This window comes from Streptomyces sp. GbtcB6 (assembly GCF_019091475.1).
Taxonomy (GTDB): Bacteria; Actinomycetota; Actinomycetes; order Streptomycetales; family Streptomycetaceae; genus Streptomyces; species Streptomyces hyaluromycini.
Genome location: NZ_JAGXJL010000013.1, coordinates 24,187 through 39,391, shown reverse-complemented (window position 1 = coordinate 39,391; position 15,205 = coordinate 24,187). Strand labels below are relative to the sequence as shown.

Annotated in this window: 13 protein-coding genes and 1 tRNA gene; 7 read left to right on the top strand and 7 right to left on the bottom strand. The window is 72.4% G+C overall.

From position 1 onward, the window contains the following. The first annotated feature begins 20 nt into the window (after positions 1-20). Positions 21-2,177: a helix-hairpin-helix domain-containing protein gene (locus KVT45_RS22665; RefSeq protein ID WP_217550614.1), complete on the top strand. Its 2,157-nt coding sequence runs from the start codon at positions 21-23 to the stop codon at positions 2,175-2,177. A gap of 113 nt (positions 2,178-2,290) precedes the next feature. On the opposite strand, the gene KVT45_RS22660 is transcribed toward KVT45_RS22665, so the two are convergent. Beyond that, entirely contained in the window at positions 2,291-3,004 is a 714-nt protein-coding gene (locus KVT45_RS22660) for a hypothetical protein (RefSeq protein ID WP_217550267.1), read from the bottom strand. Between the two features lie 47 nt (positions 3,005-3,051). Here KVT45_RS22660 and KVT45_RS22655 point away from each other — a divergent pair, with 47 nt between their 5' ends. Continuing rightward, entirely contained in the window at positions 3,052-3,240 is a 189-nt protein-coding gene (locus KVT45_RS22655) for a DUF5703 family protein (protein ID WP_046732800.1), read from the top strand. Positions 3,241-3,325: 85 nt separating this feature from the next. Here KVT45_RS22655 and KVT45_RS22650 read toward each other — a convergent pair whose 3' ends face one another. The 3 genes from KVT45_RS22650 to KVT45_RS22640 form a co-directional block, all read right to left on the bottom strand. Then, positions 3,326-4,279 carry a chaplin gene (locus KVT45_RS22650; protein WP_217550266.1) on the bottom strand — a complete coding sequence of 318 codons (954 nt, stop codon included), beginning with the start codon at positions 4,277-4,279 and terminating at the stop codon, positions 3,326-3,328. A 144-nt stretch (positions 4,280-4,423) separates the two neighbouring features. Then, positions 4,424-4,657, bottom strand: coding sequence for a chaplin ChpH (gene chpH, locus KVT45_RS22645; RefSeq protein WP_089103050.1), 234 nt, complete (start codon positions 4,655-4,657; stop codon positions 4,424-4,426). A 145-nt stretch (positions 4,658-4,802) separates the two neighbouring features. After that, positions 4,803-6,128 (bottom strand): M20/M25/M40 family metallo-hydrolase, encoded by a 1,326-nt coding sequence (locus KVT45_RS22640; protein ID WP_217550264.1) that lies wholly within the window; start codon positions 6,126-6,128, stop codon positions 4,803-4,805. A 211-nt stretch (positions 6,129-6,339) separates the two neighbouring features. Between KVT45_RS22640 and KVT45_RS22635 the strand changes: the two genes are divergently transcribed. Beyond that, positions 6,340-6,427, top strand: a tRNA-Leu gene (locus KVT45_RS22635). An 85-nt stretch (positions 6,428-6,512) separates the two neighbouring features. On the opposite strand, the gene KVT45_RS22630 is transcribed toward KVT45_RS22635, so the two are convergent. Both KVT45_RS22630 and KVT45_RS22625 read right to left on the bottom strand, forming a co-directional pair. Continuing rightward, entirely contained in the window at positions 6,513-6,740 is a 228-nt protein-coding gene (locus KVT45_RS22630; RefSeq protein WP_217550262.1) for a DUF397 domain-containing protein, read from the bottom strand. Between the two features lie 3 nt (positions 6,741-6,743). After that, the gene (locus KVT45_RS22625) at positions 6,744-7,610 is read right to left on the bottom strand and encodes a helix-turn-helix transcriptional regulator (protein ID WP_089103361.1); all 867 of its coding nucleotides are present in this window, start codon (positions 7,608-7,610) and stop codon (positions 6,744-6,746) included. A gap of 242 nt (positions 7,611-7,852) precedes the next feature. Between KVT45_RS22625 and KVT45_RS22620 the strand changes: the two genes are divergently transcribed. The 4 genes from KVT45_RS22620 to KVT45_RS22605 all read left to right on the top strand — a co-directional run bounded on the left by KVT45_RS22620 (position 7,853) and on the right by KVT45_RS22605 (position 14,392). Beyond that, positions 7,853-8,296 carry an ATP-binding protein gene (locus KVT45_RS22620; RefSeq protein ID WP_217550260.1) on the top strand — a complete coding sequence of 148 codons (444 nt, stop codon included), beginning with the start codon at positions 7,853-7,855 and terminating at the stop codon, positions 8,294-8,296. A 365-nt stretch (positions 8,297-8,661) separates the two neighbouring features. Continuing rightward, entirely contained in the window at positions 8,662-12,528 is a 3,867-nt protein-coding gene (locus tag KVT45_RS22615) for a Pls/PosA family non-ribosomal peptide synthetase (RefSeq protein ID WP_217550258.1), read from the top strand. A 77-nt stretch (positions 12,529-12,605) separates the two neighbouring features. Continuing rightward, positions 12,606-13,979 (top strand): M1 family metallopeptidase, encoded by a 1,374-nt coding sequence (locus tag KVT45_RS22610; RefSeq protein WP_217550256.1) that lies wholly within the window; start codon positions 12,606-12,608, stop codon positions 13,977-13,979. An 11-nt stretch (positions 13,980-13,990) separates the two neighbouring features. Then, positions 13,991-14,392, top strand: a complete 402-nt coding sequence (locus KVT45_RS22605; RefSeq protein WP_217550254.1) for a YchJ family metal-binding protein — start codon at positions 13,991-13,993, stop codon at positions 14,390-14,392. Here KVT45_RS22605 and KVT45_RS22600 read toward each other — a convergent pair. Further along, entirely contained in the window at positions 14,389-15,090 is a 702-nt protein-coding gene (locus KVT45_RS22600; RefSeq protein WP_217550252.1) for a FadR/GntR family transcriptional regulator, read from the bottom strand. The genes KVT45_RS22605 and KVT45_RS22600 overlap by 4 nt on opposite strands. Positions 15,091-15,205 lie beyond the last annotated feature (115 nt).

Here is a 15,205-nt window from a genome sequence, read left to right as displayed (position 1 = left end):
CCGGCGGCCCCACCGGCGACATGGCCGCAGCGGGCGACACGACGACTGCGGGGACCGGCGGAGCGGACGGCGACGACGACGCGGGGGCCACCGGATCCGGCGCGGTCGGCGCCACCGGTGCGGCGGGCGCGGGCGGATCGGGAAGTGCCGTGCCGGACGCGGGGACCGGCGAGGCCGCCGGGGGCGACAGCGCGGCTCAGTTGTCCGAGGCCGCGGCCGAGTTGGCTGCTCAGCGGGTCGAGCGGGAGCGGATCGCGCAGCGGAAGGCCGAGAAGAAGGGGCCCGTCGAGAGCGGGGCCAAACTCAGCGGGACGGCTGCTGATCTGCTCGCGGCGATCCGGGCGGTGGAGAGCGGGGAGAAGCCTGCGGCCACCGTGTTCGCGGACCCCGAGCCGGCCCCGCACCGGGCCCCGGCACCCGAGCCTGTCCACAGGCCCGAGTCGGCGCCTGCCACCGCCGCACCCCCCATGCCCGCCGCGGAGGCGGTCACGGCGGTACGCGGGGTGCTGGCCGACGGCGGTGCGCCCGAGTCGCTCGCCCCCCAGGTCGCCGCCGCTCTCGGCGAGGGCGCGGACACGCTGCTGCGGGAGGACCCCTGGCAGCTGCTCCGGGTCACCGGCGTACGGCCGGACCAGGCCGACGGGTTCGCGCGGGCGCTGCTCGGCGCGGAGTGCGGTCCGGACGACGAGCGGCGCGGCCGGGCGGTGACCGGCTGGCTCCTCGAGCAGGCCGCCGTGGCCGGGCACACCGCGCTGGAGATGCCGGCGCTGACGGCCGCGCTGGCCCAGCGGGCGGTGCCGGACCCGGAGGAGGCCGTGCAGAGCGCGCTCGCGGAGGGCGAGGCGCTGGTCTTCCAGGACGTCCTGGATCCGGGCGCCCCGGAGCCCGAGGACGACGAGGAGGAGCGGCCGGTCCGGGTCCTGGTCGGCCTGGAGCGGTACGCGCTGGCCGAGGAGAGCCTCGCCGACGGGCTGGCCCGGCTCGTCAACTCGCTGGCCAAGGACGCCTCGGAGCCCTGGGAGGCGGCCGCCGCGGCGGCCTCCGGCGGCGCGGCCGAGCTGGCGCGTGCCGTCGCCGGGCACGGCCTGGTGCTGCACACGGGCGGCGAGGCGGCCCGCGCCGAACCCGCGGCCCTGCTGACCGCCGCCCGCGCGGCCGGACTGCGCGCCTTCGCGGCCGCCCATGCCCCGGACGGGGGCCTGCGCCTCACGAGCGGCGAAGGAACCGTCGGCACCGTCGCCGACCTGCTCGCCGGCGTCACGGGTCCCGGCCGGGACGCGGACGGCGCCCTGGACCTCGACCTGCTCATCGTGCTGGACGCGCCCCAGCTGGACGTGGAGGGCGCGGCCGTGCTCGTGGAGGCGCTGCCCGACGGGGCCCGGCTGGTGCTGAGCGGGGATCCGGCGATGCTGTGGTCCTCGGGTCCCGGCCGGGTCTTCGCCGACCTGCTGGCGGCCCGTGTGTGCCCCCAGATCGCCTCCCGCACACCCGACCCCGGCCCGCTCGGCGAGCTGGTCTCCGGGATCGGCGTCGGCGAGCTCACCCAGGTCGAGGCGCCCGGCAAGGAGGTCGTGATCGTGCCGGTGCGGGACGCGGGCGAGGCGGTGCACCGGACGGTGCAGCTGGTCGCCGACTCCGTTCCGCGCGCGATCGGCGTCCCCGCCGAGCAGACCGTGGTGATCACCCCGGGCCACGGTGGAGCGGCCGGCACCCGCGCCCTCAACGCCGCCCTCAAGGAACGGCTCAATCCGGGCCCCGGCCGCTTCGGCGGCTTCGACCCCGGTGACCGGATCGCCTACTCCCCCGCGCCGGGCCGTACGGTACCCGGCCAGGTGGTGAAGGCGGACGCCGAGGGGCTGCACCTGTCGTGCGCGGGTGCGCCGGTGGTCGTCCCGAAGGAGCGGGTGGAGCAGTCCGTCCGCCACGGCTGGGCCCTGACCGCCCACCAGGCGGCGGGGAGCCGCTGGCCGGCGGCGGTCGTGGTGCTGCCCGGAGACGCGGTCCAGTCCCTGAGCCGCCCCTGGGTGTACACGGCGTTCAGCCGGGCGGAGCGCCATCTGTCGGTGGTCCACGGAGTGGACCAGGCCCTGGCGAAGGCGGTGGCCGAGTCCCTGCCGAAGCCGCGGACGACCCGCCTGCCGCTGCTGTTGAAGACACAGGTCCCCGCAGCGAACTGACCGTCTCCGCCCGCGGCTCTGTCCGGGCACGAGCCGACCCCGCCGCGCGATCCCTGTCCCGCCGGCGGTGCCCATCCGGTCTCAACCCCCGGAAGGCACCGCCGGCCGGCGGATCAGCGCTCTGCGTCCAATGGCTCCAGATCCTCGTCCTCGTCCAGGTCGAGGTCGTCGTCCAGCTCGTCGGCGCCTCCGGCGTCCTCGCCGTCCTCCGCGTCCTCGTCGTCGAAGACCGCGCTGACGTCGAAGCGGCACACCACCCGCTGCGGATCGACGCCCTCGAAGGGCGCCTCCAGCCACTCGCCGGGCTCGGCCGGCTCGTCCGCCGCGGTCACCCACAGCGTGGAGTCGCCCTCCTCCAGGCCGAACTCCTTGTGCCGGGAGGCGATCTCGTCCGGCTCGAACTCGCCGAACAGGACGCCCAGCGCCCCGTGGATCGTGCCGGCGGCGTCCTCGTCCGCCCCGGGACCGTCGTCGTACTCCGCCGCCTCGACCCGCTGGGCCTGGGCCAGCAGCCGCTGTGGTTCCGCCACGGCGTAGTCGCGGCGGATCAGCACGCTGATCGCGTTCGGTTCCTCGGGGCCCGCGTACGGTGGCAGCGAGTCGTCCGTACCGGGGATCTCGAAGGGCGTGACCTCGTCGTAGCGGTCGTAGAGAAGCTCGTCGTAGACCTCGGCGGCCGCGGCCAGCTGGTTGAACGCCTCGTATACAGCCGGGTCGTCCTCCCCCGACCTGCGTTCGACCGCGGCCAGATGGCGGTCGAGCGCGGTCTTGACCGCCTCGGCGGCGGCGCGTACCTCGGCAGCGGTGGGCTGCACAGCATCAGACATAGTGCAGACGCTATCCGTACCGGGCACCAGCCCGCACAATAGATGCGATGCCGGAATACGAATTTGTCGACGTGTACGTACCTCGCGGGGTGTCTCGCAAGGAGGCCACACGTCTACTGACGGACCATGCCGAGTACGGACACTGGGAGTTGGACCGACTGAGCCTCATGCGCGACGGCAGCCGCAGGGTGCGGTTGCGCCGGCGGATCATCCGCCAGGTGCGTGCCACATGGTGAGACTGGCCGACTGACGGAAGGGGCCCCGCGTCGACGGGGCCCGTCCCGTTCCACGCACCGGTTCGGGTGCGTCACCCTCCGTGCGCTACGCCGCGGCGCGCGCCCTGCGGTACAGCACGGCGCCCGCGAGCAGCGCACCGGCGCCGGCCGGGAGCGCGAGGCCCAGCGGCAGGTCACTGCCGGTGTGCGCGAGCTGCGCGGCGGTGACGGGCCGGCTCACGGAGGCGCTGCCCAGCGGGTGGACGAGGGTGGCGCCGCGGGCACCGGTCGGGACGGTCCTGCTCCCGGAGTGAGCGGGGGGCATGCCCGGGTGCACGCCCGGAGCGCCCGGGTGTCCCGGGTTCCCCGGCCTGCCCGGCGTTCCGGGGTTCCCCGGCTTCCCGGGCGGCGTGCTGCCGTGCCCGCCGTGCGCAGGAGGCGTGCCGTGCCCGCCGTGGCCGGGCGGCTGCGTGGGGTGACCACCGCCGGGAGACCCTGGGTGTCCCGGGTGTCCCGGGTGTCCTGGGTGCCCCGGGTGTCCGATGTGTCCGGAACCCCCGTCGTTGGCGCACTCGTTGCCCACGGCGGTGTTGCCGACGCCGATGACGTCGACGCTGTTGCCGCACACATTGACCGGAACGTCGACCGGCGCCTGCGCGGTGTTGCCCGAGCCGACACCGGGCGAACCTGCGGTGTGCCCCCCGGCGGGCGAACCCCCGTGGCCGCTGTGACCGCCGTTGCCGCCGTAGCCGCCGGGACCGCCGTACCCACCGTGGTCTCCGCTGTGGCCGTGGCCCGCCGAAGCACCGCCCCCGCCGCCGTGGTTGGCGCACTTGTTGCCCATCGACGGGTTCAGGGCGCCGACGACGTTCACGGTGTTGCCGCAGACGTTCACCGGCACGTGCACCGGCGCCTGCACCGTGTTGCCGGAGAGCACGCCGGGTGAGTCGGCGGCGGAGCCGACCGCCCCCGAGTCGGCGTGGGCGTATCCGCTTGCCGCGGCGATCACGCCGGTCGCCGCGGCCACTGTCATAAGGCCCTTACGGGTACCCTGTCGCATTTCTGAATTCCCCTGCCTCGGATCCTGACCTTGCATTCCGCACGGACATTCGTTCGGAAAAAGCCCGCGGAAAAACCGGTCGGCCCCGGAGCGCATGGCGCGCGCTCCGGGGCCGACGGGAAGACGCCCCTCAGGGAGTCGGCGTCACTTGTTGATGCAGGTGTTGCCGAAGGCGGGGTTCAGCAGCCCGATCACGGAGATCGTGTTGCCGCAGACGTTCACCGGGACGTGCACGGGAACCTGGATCACGTTGCCGGAGACGACACCCGGGGAATGCATGGCAGCGCCCTGGGCACCCGAGTCAGCGACGGCCAGGCCCGCACCCGCGAGAACCAGACCACCAGTGGCAGCCGCAGCAGCGACGACCTTCTTGAGCATTATTCCTCCTTGTTGGCAATGCGATTCGCAGTAGCGGATCACATCTGGAGTAACGAGGAGGGAGTAATGGAGCTACGAGCTTATCGTCGCATTCACTCTTCTCATTCGGCCTCGTACAGCCGCCCGATTATATGAAGCCAGGACTTTACGACGCGTCGATGAAACGGTCGAGCACACGCACCCCGAACTGCAGCCCGTCCACCGGCACCCGCTCGTCCACGCCGTGGAACATGCCCGCGAAGTCCAGCTCCGGCGGCAGCTTGAGCGGCGCGAAGCCGAAGCCGCGGATGCCGAGGTCGTCGAAGGACTTGGCGTCGGTGCCGCCGGAGAGCATGTACGGGATCGCCTTGGCGGTCGGGTCCTCGGCGAGCAACGAGGACTGCATGGCCTCCACCAGGGCGCCGTCGAAGCTGGTCTCCAGCGCCTTGTCGGAGTGCACGTCCGCGAGGACCACGTTCGGGCCGAGGATCCGGTCGAGGTCGGCGAGGAACTCCTCCTCGTGGCCCGGCAGGAAGCGGCCGTCGACGTGCGCGGTGGCCTCGCCCGGGATGACGTTGACCTTGTAACCGGCGTTGAGCTGGGTCGGGTTGGCGGTGTTGCTGAGGGTCGCGCCGATCAGCTTGGCGATGCCGCCGAGCCGGGCCAGCGTCGACTCCATGTCCTCCGGGTCCAGCTCGGTGCCGAGCGCGTCGCCCAGCTCGTCGAGGAAGGCCCGGGTGGTCTTGGTGACCCGCACCGGGAACTTGTGCCGGCCGAGCCGGGCCACGGCCTCGGACAGCTCGGTGATCGCGTTGTCGCGGTGGATCATCGAGCCGTGCCCGGCGGTGCCGGCCACCTTCAGCTTCATCCAGTGCATGCCCTTCTCGGCCGTCTGGATGAGGTAGAGCCGGCGCTGCTCGCTCACCGTGAAGGAGAAGCCGCCCACCTCGCTGATCGCCTCGGTGACCCCCTCGAAGAGGTCCGGGTGGTTGTCGACCAGGTGCCGGGCGCCCCAGGTGCCGCCGGCCTCCTCGTCGGCGAGGAAGGCGAGGACGATGTCCCGGGGCGGTTTCCGGCCGCTGCGCAGCCGGTCCCGTACGACCGCCAGGGTCATGGCGTCCATGTCCTTCATGTCGACGGCGCCCCGGCCCCACACGCACCCGTCCGCGACCTCGCCGGAGAAGGGGTGGTGGGTCCAGTCGTCGGCGTTGGCCGGTACGACGTCGAGGTGGCCGTGGATGAGGAGGGCGGGCCTGGACGGGTCCGCGCCCTCGATGCGGGCCACCGTGGAGGCGCGGCCCGGGTGGGACTCGAAGATCTTCGGTTCGAGGCCGACCTCGGCCAGCTTCTCGGCGACCCACTCGGCCGCCTTGCGCTCGCCGGGACCGGAGTGGTCGCCGTAGTTGCTGGTGTCGAACCGGATCAGCTCGCGGCAGAGGTCGACGACCTCGTCCTCGCCGGTGACGCCCCTGGCCGTGCCCGTCTCGCTCACGCTGCTTCCTTCCGCTGTCACTGCCGCCCGGTCCCCGCCATCCTCTCTCCCTTCCCGCTCCGGGCCCAAGGCCGGTCCCGGCCCGTCACACGCCGTTCACGCCCGCGGGCCCGGAAACAGGGTGTGATCGACCGCCCCCGAAAGCCTGGTAGTGTTTCCTTCGTCGCCGCGAGGGAAACCCGCACGGAAGACTTCGCACGACAGACACCTTGTCCGGGTGGCGGAATGGCAGACGCGCTAGCTTGAGGTGCTAGTGCCCTTTATCGGGCGTGGGGGTTCAAGTCCCCCCTCGGACACCACGAAGAAACCCCTGCTGAGCAGGGGTTTCTTGGTTTTTCTGGGCAGAGTGCCGACGGCGACCACCTTCCGGTGGGCGCCTCTCTCTCAGTCGAGGCCGCCTATTCGGCCGTCACCGAGGGCCACGGCGGAGGTGAACGCGCGGAGCGCGGTGCGGTCCAGCAGGAGCGCGGGCCCGTCGGGCCACTTGCTGTCGCGGACGGCGACCGTCACCTCGTCGACGATCCCGCATTCCACGCAGTCGGACTGTGATGCGGACGCCGAGGACTTCCACCAGATCACCGGCAGAGTCGACGCGTCGTCAGCGTGCTTCATTCCTTATTCGTTCTTCCTTATCTGGGTGATCAGTTCCACCGACGCCTCGACGGACTCGGCGGCAGACGTGAGGCGTTGCCACGCGGCCCGGTGCGTGGAGACCCGATCACGTTCCTCGATGTACAGGGCGGAGGTCAGCCCTTCCTGGTGGACGACGTCCAGATCGGTGTGCGGACCGAAGCCCAGGATGCTGAAGGTGCCGGTGAGCCCGGCGTGCAGGGGAGCGTCCGACCGCAACACCTGGATGTTGATGTTCGGGCGCCGCCCCATCGTAAGCAGGCGCCCCAACTGCTCGTACATCAGGGCGGGATCCTCGGTGGTGGAGCGCAGGGCCTGTTCGGAGATGATCGCCCAGAGCGCCAGCGGGTCGCTGTCCCGGGTGAGGACGGCCTGACGTGCCAGCCGTACCTCGACGAGCGCGTCGACCCGTGCCTCGACCGCCTCGGACATGGCGGTCGCCCGGATGATCTCGCGGGCGTACTCGGCGGTCTGGAGCAGTCCGGGGACCATGCCCAGCTGCCAGGTGGAGACCGTCTCGGCCTCCGCCTCCAGGCTGATCAGGTCCTCGTACACCGGGGTGAGGACACCTCGGTACGAGTGCCACCAGCCGCGCCGGCCGCCCTCCTTGGTGAGCGTGATCAGGGCCGCGCGCAGCTCGTCGCTGACGTCGCGGCCGAGGTCGCCGTACAGATGGAGCAGCGCCTGGATGTCCGCTGCCTTGGGGGCGGTCTTGCCGGTCTCCATCCGGGACAGCTTGGAGGAGACGAACGCGCCTTCGGAGTGCTCGGCGACCTCGTCGAGGGTGAGCTCGCCACGCAGTTCGCGCAGCTTCGCACCGAGCCGTCGCCGGCGCACCGTGGGCGTGCTCACGGATTCCCCCTTCTGTCCGGTGAACTGCCCGACAGTCTGCCCGTGCCGCCCGGGCCCTCGCCACCGACTGACGACTTGTGCCGCAAGTCTCTCGCGTCGATGCGCAATTTTTCACATCCCGTGGGACGTATTGCGATCGACTGTGCCGTGAAGGCACCATGAATCCGGGAAATACGACAGTGACCGCACTCGCATGGCGAACCACCGTGCCTGCGTTGGGACATGCCCGTGAGGGGATGCACATGATCGAGCGCCAGCGGAGCACCACGACCGAACCCCGCGCCCTGCAAGTCGCCCCACCGCCGGTCCTGTTACTGGCCAGCGAGCCCCAGTCGGCCAAGGCCGCACGGCTGTTCGTGAGCGACTTCATCGCGCACCACACCCCGGACGCCTCCCGTGACCACATCGACGCGGTCGCCCTGGTCACCTGCGAGCTGGTCACCAACTCCCTGCGCTACGAGACCGACCCGGACGACCCGGTCCGCCTCCTCATCGACACCGACGGCTCCCGGACCCGGGTCGAGGTGCACGACCCGCTGGGCCGCCATCCCCGGCTGCGGCCCATCTCGGTCGAACGGGACCGCGGGCGCGGTCTGCTCATCCTCGACGCGCTGTGCTCGGGCCGCTGGGGCGTGGGCAACCTGCCCTGGGGCAAGTCCATCTGGGCCGAGGTCAGCGCCGTGTGACATCCGGCGCCCGGTGACGTTTCCTCCGCCCCCCCCACGGCGACGGCCGGTTCCGCGGCGGCCCCTCTCCCCCTCCCCGCCGCGGCGCCGGCCGTTGCCGTACCGGCCGCCGGACACATGGAGTTGACCTGCCTCACGCTGTGTGGCCCATCTCTCGCCGTCCACGGAGAATCCCTGGTCAGGGGTTGCTTAAGATTCAAGGGACTACTCCGAACGGCTGCTTCCAAGTGGCCGTTGGATGAACGGGAGCCTAGCGTCGTACTAATATTTCCGGCTTGTTACCTAGCCGGAGCCGGACAACCCCAGGTGCACCTGCGGGCCCGCCGGCGCCCCGGAGGGTTCCGGGAACGAGACGCGAGGACCGGATGGCAGCCATTGACGAGAGCAGCGCTCTCGGCCTGCTCGACGAAGAGATCCGCGAGGAGTTCGGGAACACCGCACGTTTCTCGGCCGGGGCGGCGGCCTCGCCGCGCACCCTGGTGGACGTGTTCGAAGCAACGGTACGGGCCCACCCGGATGAGCCCGCGCTGGACGACGGCACCACCCAGCTCACCTACCGCGGGCTCGCCATGGAGGTGGCGCGGCTGCGGCGGCGGCTCGCCGAGGCCGGCATCGGGCTCGGCGACCGCGTGGGCGTTCGGGTGCCCTCCGGAACCAACGACCTGTATGTCGCCATTCTCGGCGTGCTCGCGGCCGGCGCCGCCTACGTCCCCGTCGACGCCGAGGACCCGGACGAGCGGGCCGCACTGGTCTTCGGTGAGGCGGAGGTGGCGGCCGTCCTCGGCGAGGGGCTGCACATCGACGTCCGCCACGAGTCCGAAAAGCCCTCCGGCCGCCCCGGCACCGAGCACGACGCCTGGATCATCTTCACCTCCGGTTCCACCGGCAAGCCCAAGGGCGTCGCCGTCACCCACCGCAGCGCCGCCGCCTTCGTGGACGCCGAGGCCGCGCTGTTCCTGACCGAGGAGCCGATCGGGCCCGTCGACCGGGTCATGGCGGGCCTCTCCGTGGCCTTCGACGCCTCCTGCGAGGAGATGTGGCTGGCCTGGCGCTACGGCGCCTGTCTGGTGCCGGTGCCGCGCTCCCAGGTGCGCAGCGGCGCCGACCTCGGCCCCTGGCTGGTCGACCAGGAGATCACCGTCGTCTCGACCGTGCCCACCCTGGCCGCCCTCTGGGAGCCCGAGACCCTCAACGACGTCCGCCTCCTCATCTTCGGCGGTGAGGCCTGCCCGCCCGAGCTGGCGCAGCGCCTGGTGACCGAGGGCCGCGAGGTCTGGAACACGTACGGGCCCACCGAGGCCACCGTCGTCGCCTGTGCGGCCCTGATGACCGGCGAGGAGCCGATCCGCATCGGGCTGCCGCTGAACGGCTGGGAGCTGGCCGTCGTGGACGACGCGGGCGTGCCCGTGGCGATGGGCGAGAGCGGCCAGCTGGTGATCGGCGGGGTCGGCCTCGCCCGGTACCTCGACGCCGAGAAGGACGCGGAGAAGTACGCGCCCCTGGAGTCGCTGGGCTGGGAGCGGGCGTACCGCAGCGGTGACCTGGTGCGGGCCGACCGCGAGGGGCTGGTCTTCCTCGGGCGTGCCGACGAGCAGATCAAGCTCGGCGGGCGCCGTATCGAGCTGGGCGAGGTCGACGCGGCCCTCCAGGCGCTCCCGGGCGTCGCGGGTGCCGCGGCCGCCGTACGGACGGCCCGCAGCGGCAACCAGCTCCTCGTCGGCTATGTCGTCACCCAGGACGGCTGGGACCACGCGGCCGCCGTCGAGAAGCTGCGCGCCGAGCTGCCCGCGGCCCTCGTCCCGCTGCTGGCGCCGGTCGCCGAGCTGCCCACCCGCACCTCCGGCAAGGTCGACCGCAACGCCCTGCCCTGGCCCCTGGAGGGCCTGGAGACCGGCGGCCCGGCCGAGCAGCTGTACGGCACCGAGGCCTGGCTCGCCGAGCAGTGGACCGAGGTCCTCGGCATCCCGGTGGGCAGCGCCTCCGACGACTTCTTCGCCATCGGCGGCGGCAGCCTGTCCGCCGCCCAGCTCACCACCCGGCTGCGCACCCGCTACCCCAGCGCGGCCGTCCTCGACATCTACCAGCAGCCGGTGCTGCGCAAGCTGGCCCGCCACCTGGAGAAGTCCGCGCAGGACGACGGCGCCGAGCGCACGATCGCGCCCGTGCCGCGCAGCGCCCAGTTGGTACAGCTGCTGCTCCTGCTGCCCCTGTTCACTCTCCTCGGGCTGCGCTGGACGGTGGTCCTCGCCGCCCTCGGCAATGTGCTGAGCGGCTACGGCTGGCTGCCCACCGCGCCCTGGTGGCTGGTCGGCCTCGGGGCCCTGGTCCTGTTCACCCCGCCCGGCCGGATCGCGGTCGCGGCCGGTGGCGCCCGGCTGCTGCTGCGGGGCGTGAAACCCGGCAGGTACGCGCGCGGCGGCTCCGTCCACCTGCGGCTGTGGGCGGCGGAGCGGCTGGCCGAGTTCACCGGGGCGACCACGCTGACCGGGTCCTGGCTGGAGCGGTACGCGCGGGCGCTCGGCGCCAAGATCGGTCCCGAGGTGGACCTGCACTCGCTGCCGCCGGTCACCGGCCTGCTCAGGATCGGGCGGGGCGCGGCCGTGGAGTCCGAGGTGGACCTGTCCGGCTCCTGGCTGGACGGGGACCGGCTGGTGATCGGCCCGGTCCGGATCGGCGCCCACGCGGTCGTCGGCACGCGCAGCATGCTCTTCCCGGGCGCCCGCGTCGGCAAGCGCGCCGAGGTGGCCCCCGGCTCCGCGGTCACCGGGCAGATCCCGACCGGCCAGCGCTGGGCCGGCGCCCCGGCGGTCAAGCTGGGCAAGGCCAAGCGGAACTGGCCCAAGCACCGGCCGCAGCGCGGCACGTACTGGCGGGTGATGTACGGCCTGACGGGCCTCGGGCTCAGTGCGCTGCCGGTGCTGGCGGGTGGAGCCGCGCTGCTGGTCGCCGGACGTTTCGTGGCCCCCGGGGACGGCCTGGCCGAGGCCCTGCGGGGCGCGGCGGTCGCACTGGTCCCGGCGACGCTGGCGTTCGGGCTGGCGTACGCCCTGCTGATCCTGGTCGCCGTACGGCTGCTGAGCCTGGGCCTGCGGGTCGGTACGCACCCGACGCACAGCAGGATCGGCTGGCAGGCCTGGACGGTCTCCCAGCTGATGGACCGCTCCCGCGAGACCCTGTTCCCGCTGTACGCGGGCCTGGTCACGCCGGTGTGGCTGCGGCTGCTCGGGATGCGGATCGGCAAGGGCGCCGAGGTGTCGACCGTGCTCGCGCTGCCGAGCCTGACGACGGTCGGCGAGGGCGCGTTCCTGGCCGACGACACACTGACCGCGCCGTACGAGCTCGGCGGCGGCTATGTGCGGATCGGGCGGGCGGAGATCGGGCGGCGGGCGTTCCTCGGGAACTCCGGGATGACCGCGCCGGGCCGCAGTGTGCCGGACGGCGGTCTGGTGGGGGTGCTGTCGGCGACGCCGAAGAAGGCCAAGAAGGGCACGTCGTACCTGGGGCTGCCGCCGGTGAAGCTGCCGCGCAGCGCGGCCGACGGCGACCAGAGCCGGACCTACGAGCCGCCGGCGCGGATGCTGTGGGCGCGGGCCCTGGTGGAGACGTGCCGGATCGTGCCGGTGCTGTGCTCGGTGGCGCTGGCCGGGCTGACGGTGGCCGCGCTGTGCGCGCTCGGTGTCTGGGCGCCGCTGCTGTCCGGCCTGGTGCTGCTCGGTGCCGGTGCGGTCGCGGGCCTGGTCTCCGTGCTGGCCAAGTGGACGCTGGTCGGGCGGCACCGCAGCGGGGAGCACCCGCTGTGGAGCTCGTTCGTGTGGCGCAACGAGCTGGCGGACACGTTCGTCGAGGTCCTGGCGGTGCCGTGGCTGGCCGGCTCGGTGCCGGGTACGCCGGTGATGACGGCCTGGCTGCGCGGCCTCGGCGCGCGCATCGGCAAGGGCGTATGGGTGGAGAGCTACTGGCTTCCGGAGACGGATCTGGTGACCCTGGAGGACGCGGCCACCGTGAACCGCGGCTGTGTGCTGCAAACTCACCTCTTCCACGACCGGATCTTGCGGACGGATACTGTGGTTCTCCGTGAGGGCGCCACACTGGGTCCTGGCGGGATCGTGCTGCCCGGCAGCACGATCGGGGCCCGTACGACTCTGGGGCCCGCGTCGCTCGTCATGGCGGCGGAGTCGGTTCCCGACGACACCCGCTGGCTCGGCAATCCGATCGAGGCATGGCGTCCCTGAGCGCGGGCCGCTCGGTGGCCGCGGGCATCGGTGCACCGAGAGACGGTTCGAGCACAGCGCAGGGAGCGAACGCGGAAGTGGCAGTGCAGCAGTCAGCGGGTCCGGACCCGTACTTCCCGGACAACGGCGATCCCCGGTACCGGGTGCATCGCTATGAGCTCACGCTGGACTACCGGCCAGGCCCCAACCGCCTGGCCGGCATGGCCCGGATCAACGCGATCGCGGGCCGTGCCGCGCTGCCCGAGTTCCAGCTGAACCTGGCCGACTTCAAGATCGGCCGGATCCGGGTGGACGGCCGCCAGCCGCACTGGACGCACCGGGGCGGCAGGCTGCGGATCAAGCCAGCGAAGCCGCTGCGGGCCGGGGCCGCCTTCACCGTGGAGATCCACTGGTCGGGCAACCCGAAGCCGGTGAACAGCCCCTGGGGCGGGATCGGCTGGGAGGAGCTGACGGACGGCGCCCTGGTGGCCAGCCAGCCGACCGGCGCGCCCTCCTGGTTCCCGTGCAACGACCGGCCGGCCGACAAGGCGTCGTACCTGCTCTCGATCACGTGCCCGTCGGCGTACTCGGTGGTGGCCGGCGGGCGGCTGCTCACCCGTACCACGAAGGCGTCCACGACGACCTGGGTGTACGAGCAGGCGGCGCCGACGTCGAGCTACCTGGTGAGCCTCGCGATCGGCAAGTTCCAGACCGTGCTCCTTGGCGACCCGGGCTTCGGCGGGGTGCCGATGCACGGGCACATACCGGCGCATCTACTCCCGGAGTTCTCCAGGGACTTCGCGCGGCAGCCCGCGATGATGGACCTGTTCCAGCGGCTGTTCGGGCCGTACCCGTTCGACGAGTACGCCGTGGTCGTCGCCGACGAGGAGTTCGATGTCCCCGTCGAGGCCCAGGGGTTGTCGCTGTTCGGCGTCAACCACGTGGACGGGGCCCGGGGTTCGGAACGCCTGGTGGCGCACGAGCTCGCCCACCAGTGGTTCGGCAACAGCGTGTCCATCGCCGACTGGCGGCACATCTGGCTGAACGAGGGGCTCGCCAAGTACGCGGAGTGGCTGTGGTCGGAGCGCTCCGGCGGCCGTAGCGCCCAGCAACTCGCCGCCCTCGCACACCGGTTGCTCTCCGGACTGCCCAAGGACATCCGGATCGCCGCCCCGGGCAAGAAGGCGATGTTCGACGACCGCCTCTACGAACGGGGCGGTGTCACGATCCACGCGATCCGCTGCGCGCTCGGCGACGAGCGGTTCTTCCACATGCTGCGCGCGTGGGCGGGGCTGCACCGGGGCGGGTCCGTGACGACCGCGACGTTCACGGCCCACGTCAACCGCTTCGCGGACGAGCCGCTGGACGGCCTGTTCGACGCGTGGGTGCACCGGACGGCGCTGCCCGCACTGCCCACCCTGGCCGTCCCGGCACGCCCGGCCCAGCCGCCCACCAACGCCGAGTCGGCGTAGGGGGCGGGCCGGTGACACCGAAGCGCACCTCCCGGCAGCAGCCTGCCTCCGCCTGCCCGTGCGGTCTCGCGGAGACGTACGAGAAGTGCTGCGGCCGGTTCCACCGGGGTGAGGCGGCCGCGCCCACGGCCGAGACGCTGATGCGTTCGCGCTACAGCGCCTTCGTGAAACGTGACGAACCGTACCTGCTGCGCACCTGGCATCCCCGGAGCCGCCCGGCCCGGGTCGACTTCGACCCGGGGATGCGCTGGACCGGCCTGGAGATCCTGGCGACGACCGGCGGCTCGGCCTTCCACACCACCGGCACGGTGACCTTCCGGGCGTCCTTCAGGGGCGGCTCGCTGCACGAGCGCAGCCGGTTCGAGCGGGTCGGGGGAGCCTGGGTGTATCTGGACGGGGAGTTCCTGGACTAGGGCGCCAGGACGTCCAGTTCCTGGAGGGCACCCGTGGTGATTTCGCGGGTCAGCCGTTCCGCGCGGGGCGCGTCGCCCTCGCGTACCGCCTCCGCGACCTGGACGTGGAGGGTGACGGCGGCCGGGTCGGGGTCCTCGAACATCACCTCGTGATGGGTACGGCCGGTGAGGACCTCGGCCACGACGTCGGCGAGCCGGGCGAACATCTCGTTGCCCGAGGCCGCCAGGATCACCCGGTGGAAGGCCACGTCGTGGACCAGGTACTCCTCCAGCTCGTGGCCGCGCGAATGGGCCACCATGCCGAGCGCGCACTCGGTGAGCTCGGCGCACTGGGCGGCCGTGGCGTGCCGCGCCGCCAGGCCGGCCGCCACCGGCTCGATCGCCGAGCGCAGCACGGTGAGCGAGCGCAGCTGGTGCGGGCGGTCGGCACCGGCCAGGCGCCAGCGGATGACCTGGGGGTCGTAGACGTTCCACTCGGTCTTGGGGCGGACGGTGACGCCCACCCGGCGGCGGGACTCGACCAGGTGCATGGATTCGAGGACCCGCACCGCCTCACGCATCACGGAGCGTGACACCTGGAAGTGCTGGGCCAGCTCGTCCGTGCGCAGGACGCTCCCCGGCGGGTACTCGCCCGCGGTGATGGCGGGGCCGAGGGTGTCCAGTACTCGGCCGTGCAGGCCCCGGCCCGGTGTGCTCATGCACTCAGCGTACCGAGCGGATCACTGAGCCAAAAAGTCAGACTTATATGTCACACACTCTTGAATTCGTCGTACCTAATGGGTTTCAGTGAGGCCGACACCTTCCGAGGAAGAC

Bases quoted from the DNA above. Each gene is read 5' to 3' on its own strand.
- KVT45_RS22600 (WP_217550252.1), bottom strand. From the start codon at position 15,090: ATGAGCACACCGGGCCGGGGCCTGCACGGCCGAGTACTGGACACCCTC.
- chpH (WP_089103050.1), bottom strand. From the start codon at position 4,657: ATGCTCAAGAAGGTCGTCGCTGCTGCGGCTGCCACTGGTGGTCTGGTT.
- KVT45_RS22665 (WP_217550614.1), top strand. From the start codon at position 21: ATGGCCGCAGCGGGCGACACGACGACTGCGGGGACCGGCGGAGCGGAC.
- KVT45_RS22630 (WP_217550262.1), bottom strand. From the start codon at position 6,740: ATGAAGCACGCTGACGACGCGTCGACTCTGCCGGTGATCTGGTGGAAG.
- KVT45_RS22660 (WP_217550267.1), bottom strand. From the start codon at position 3,004: ATGTCTGATGCTGTGCAGCCCACCGCTGCCGAGGTACGCGCCGCCGCC.
- KVT45_RS22620 (WP_217550260.1), top strand. From the start codon at position 7,853: ATGATCGAGCGCCAGCGGAGCACCACGACCGAACCCCGCGCCCTGCAA.
- KVT45_RS22650 (WP_217550266.1), bottom strand. From the start codon at position 4,279: ATGCGACAGGGTACCCGTAAGGGCCTTATGACAGTGGCCGCGGCGACC.
- KVT45_RS22615 (WP_217550258.1), top strand. From the start codon at position 8,662: ATGGCAGCCATTGACGAGAGCAGCGCTCTCGGCCTGCTCGACGAAGAG.
- KVT45_RS22655 (WP_046732800.1), top strand. From the start codon at position 3,052: ATGCCGGAATACGAATTTGTCGACGTGTACGTACCTCGCGGGGTGTCT.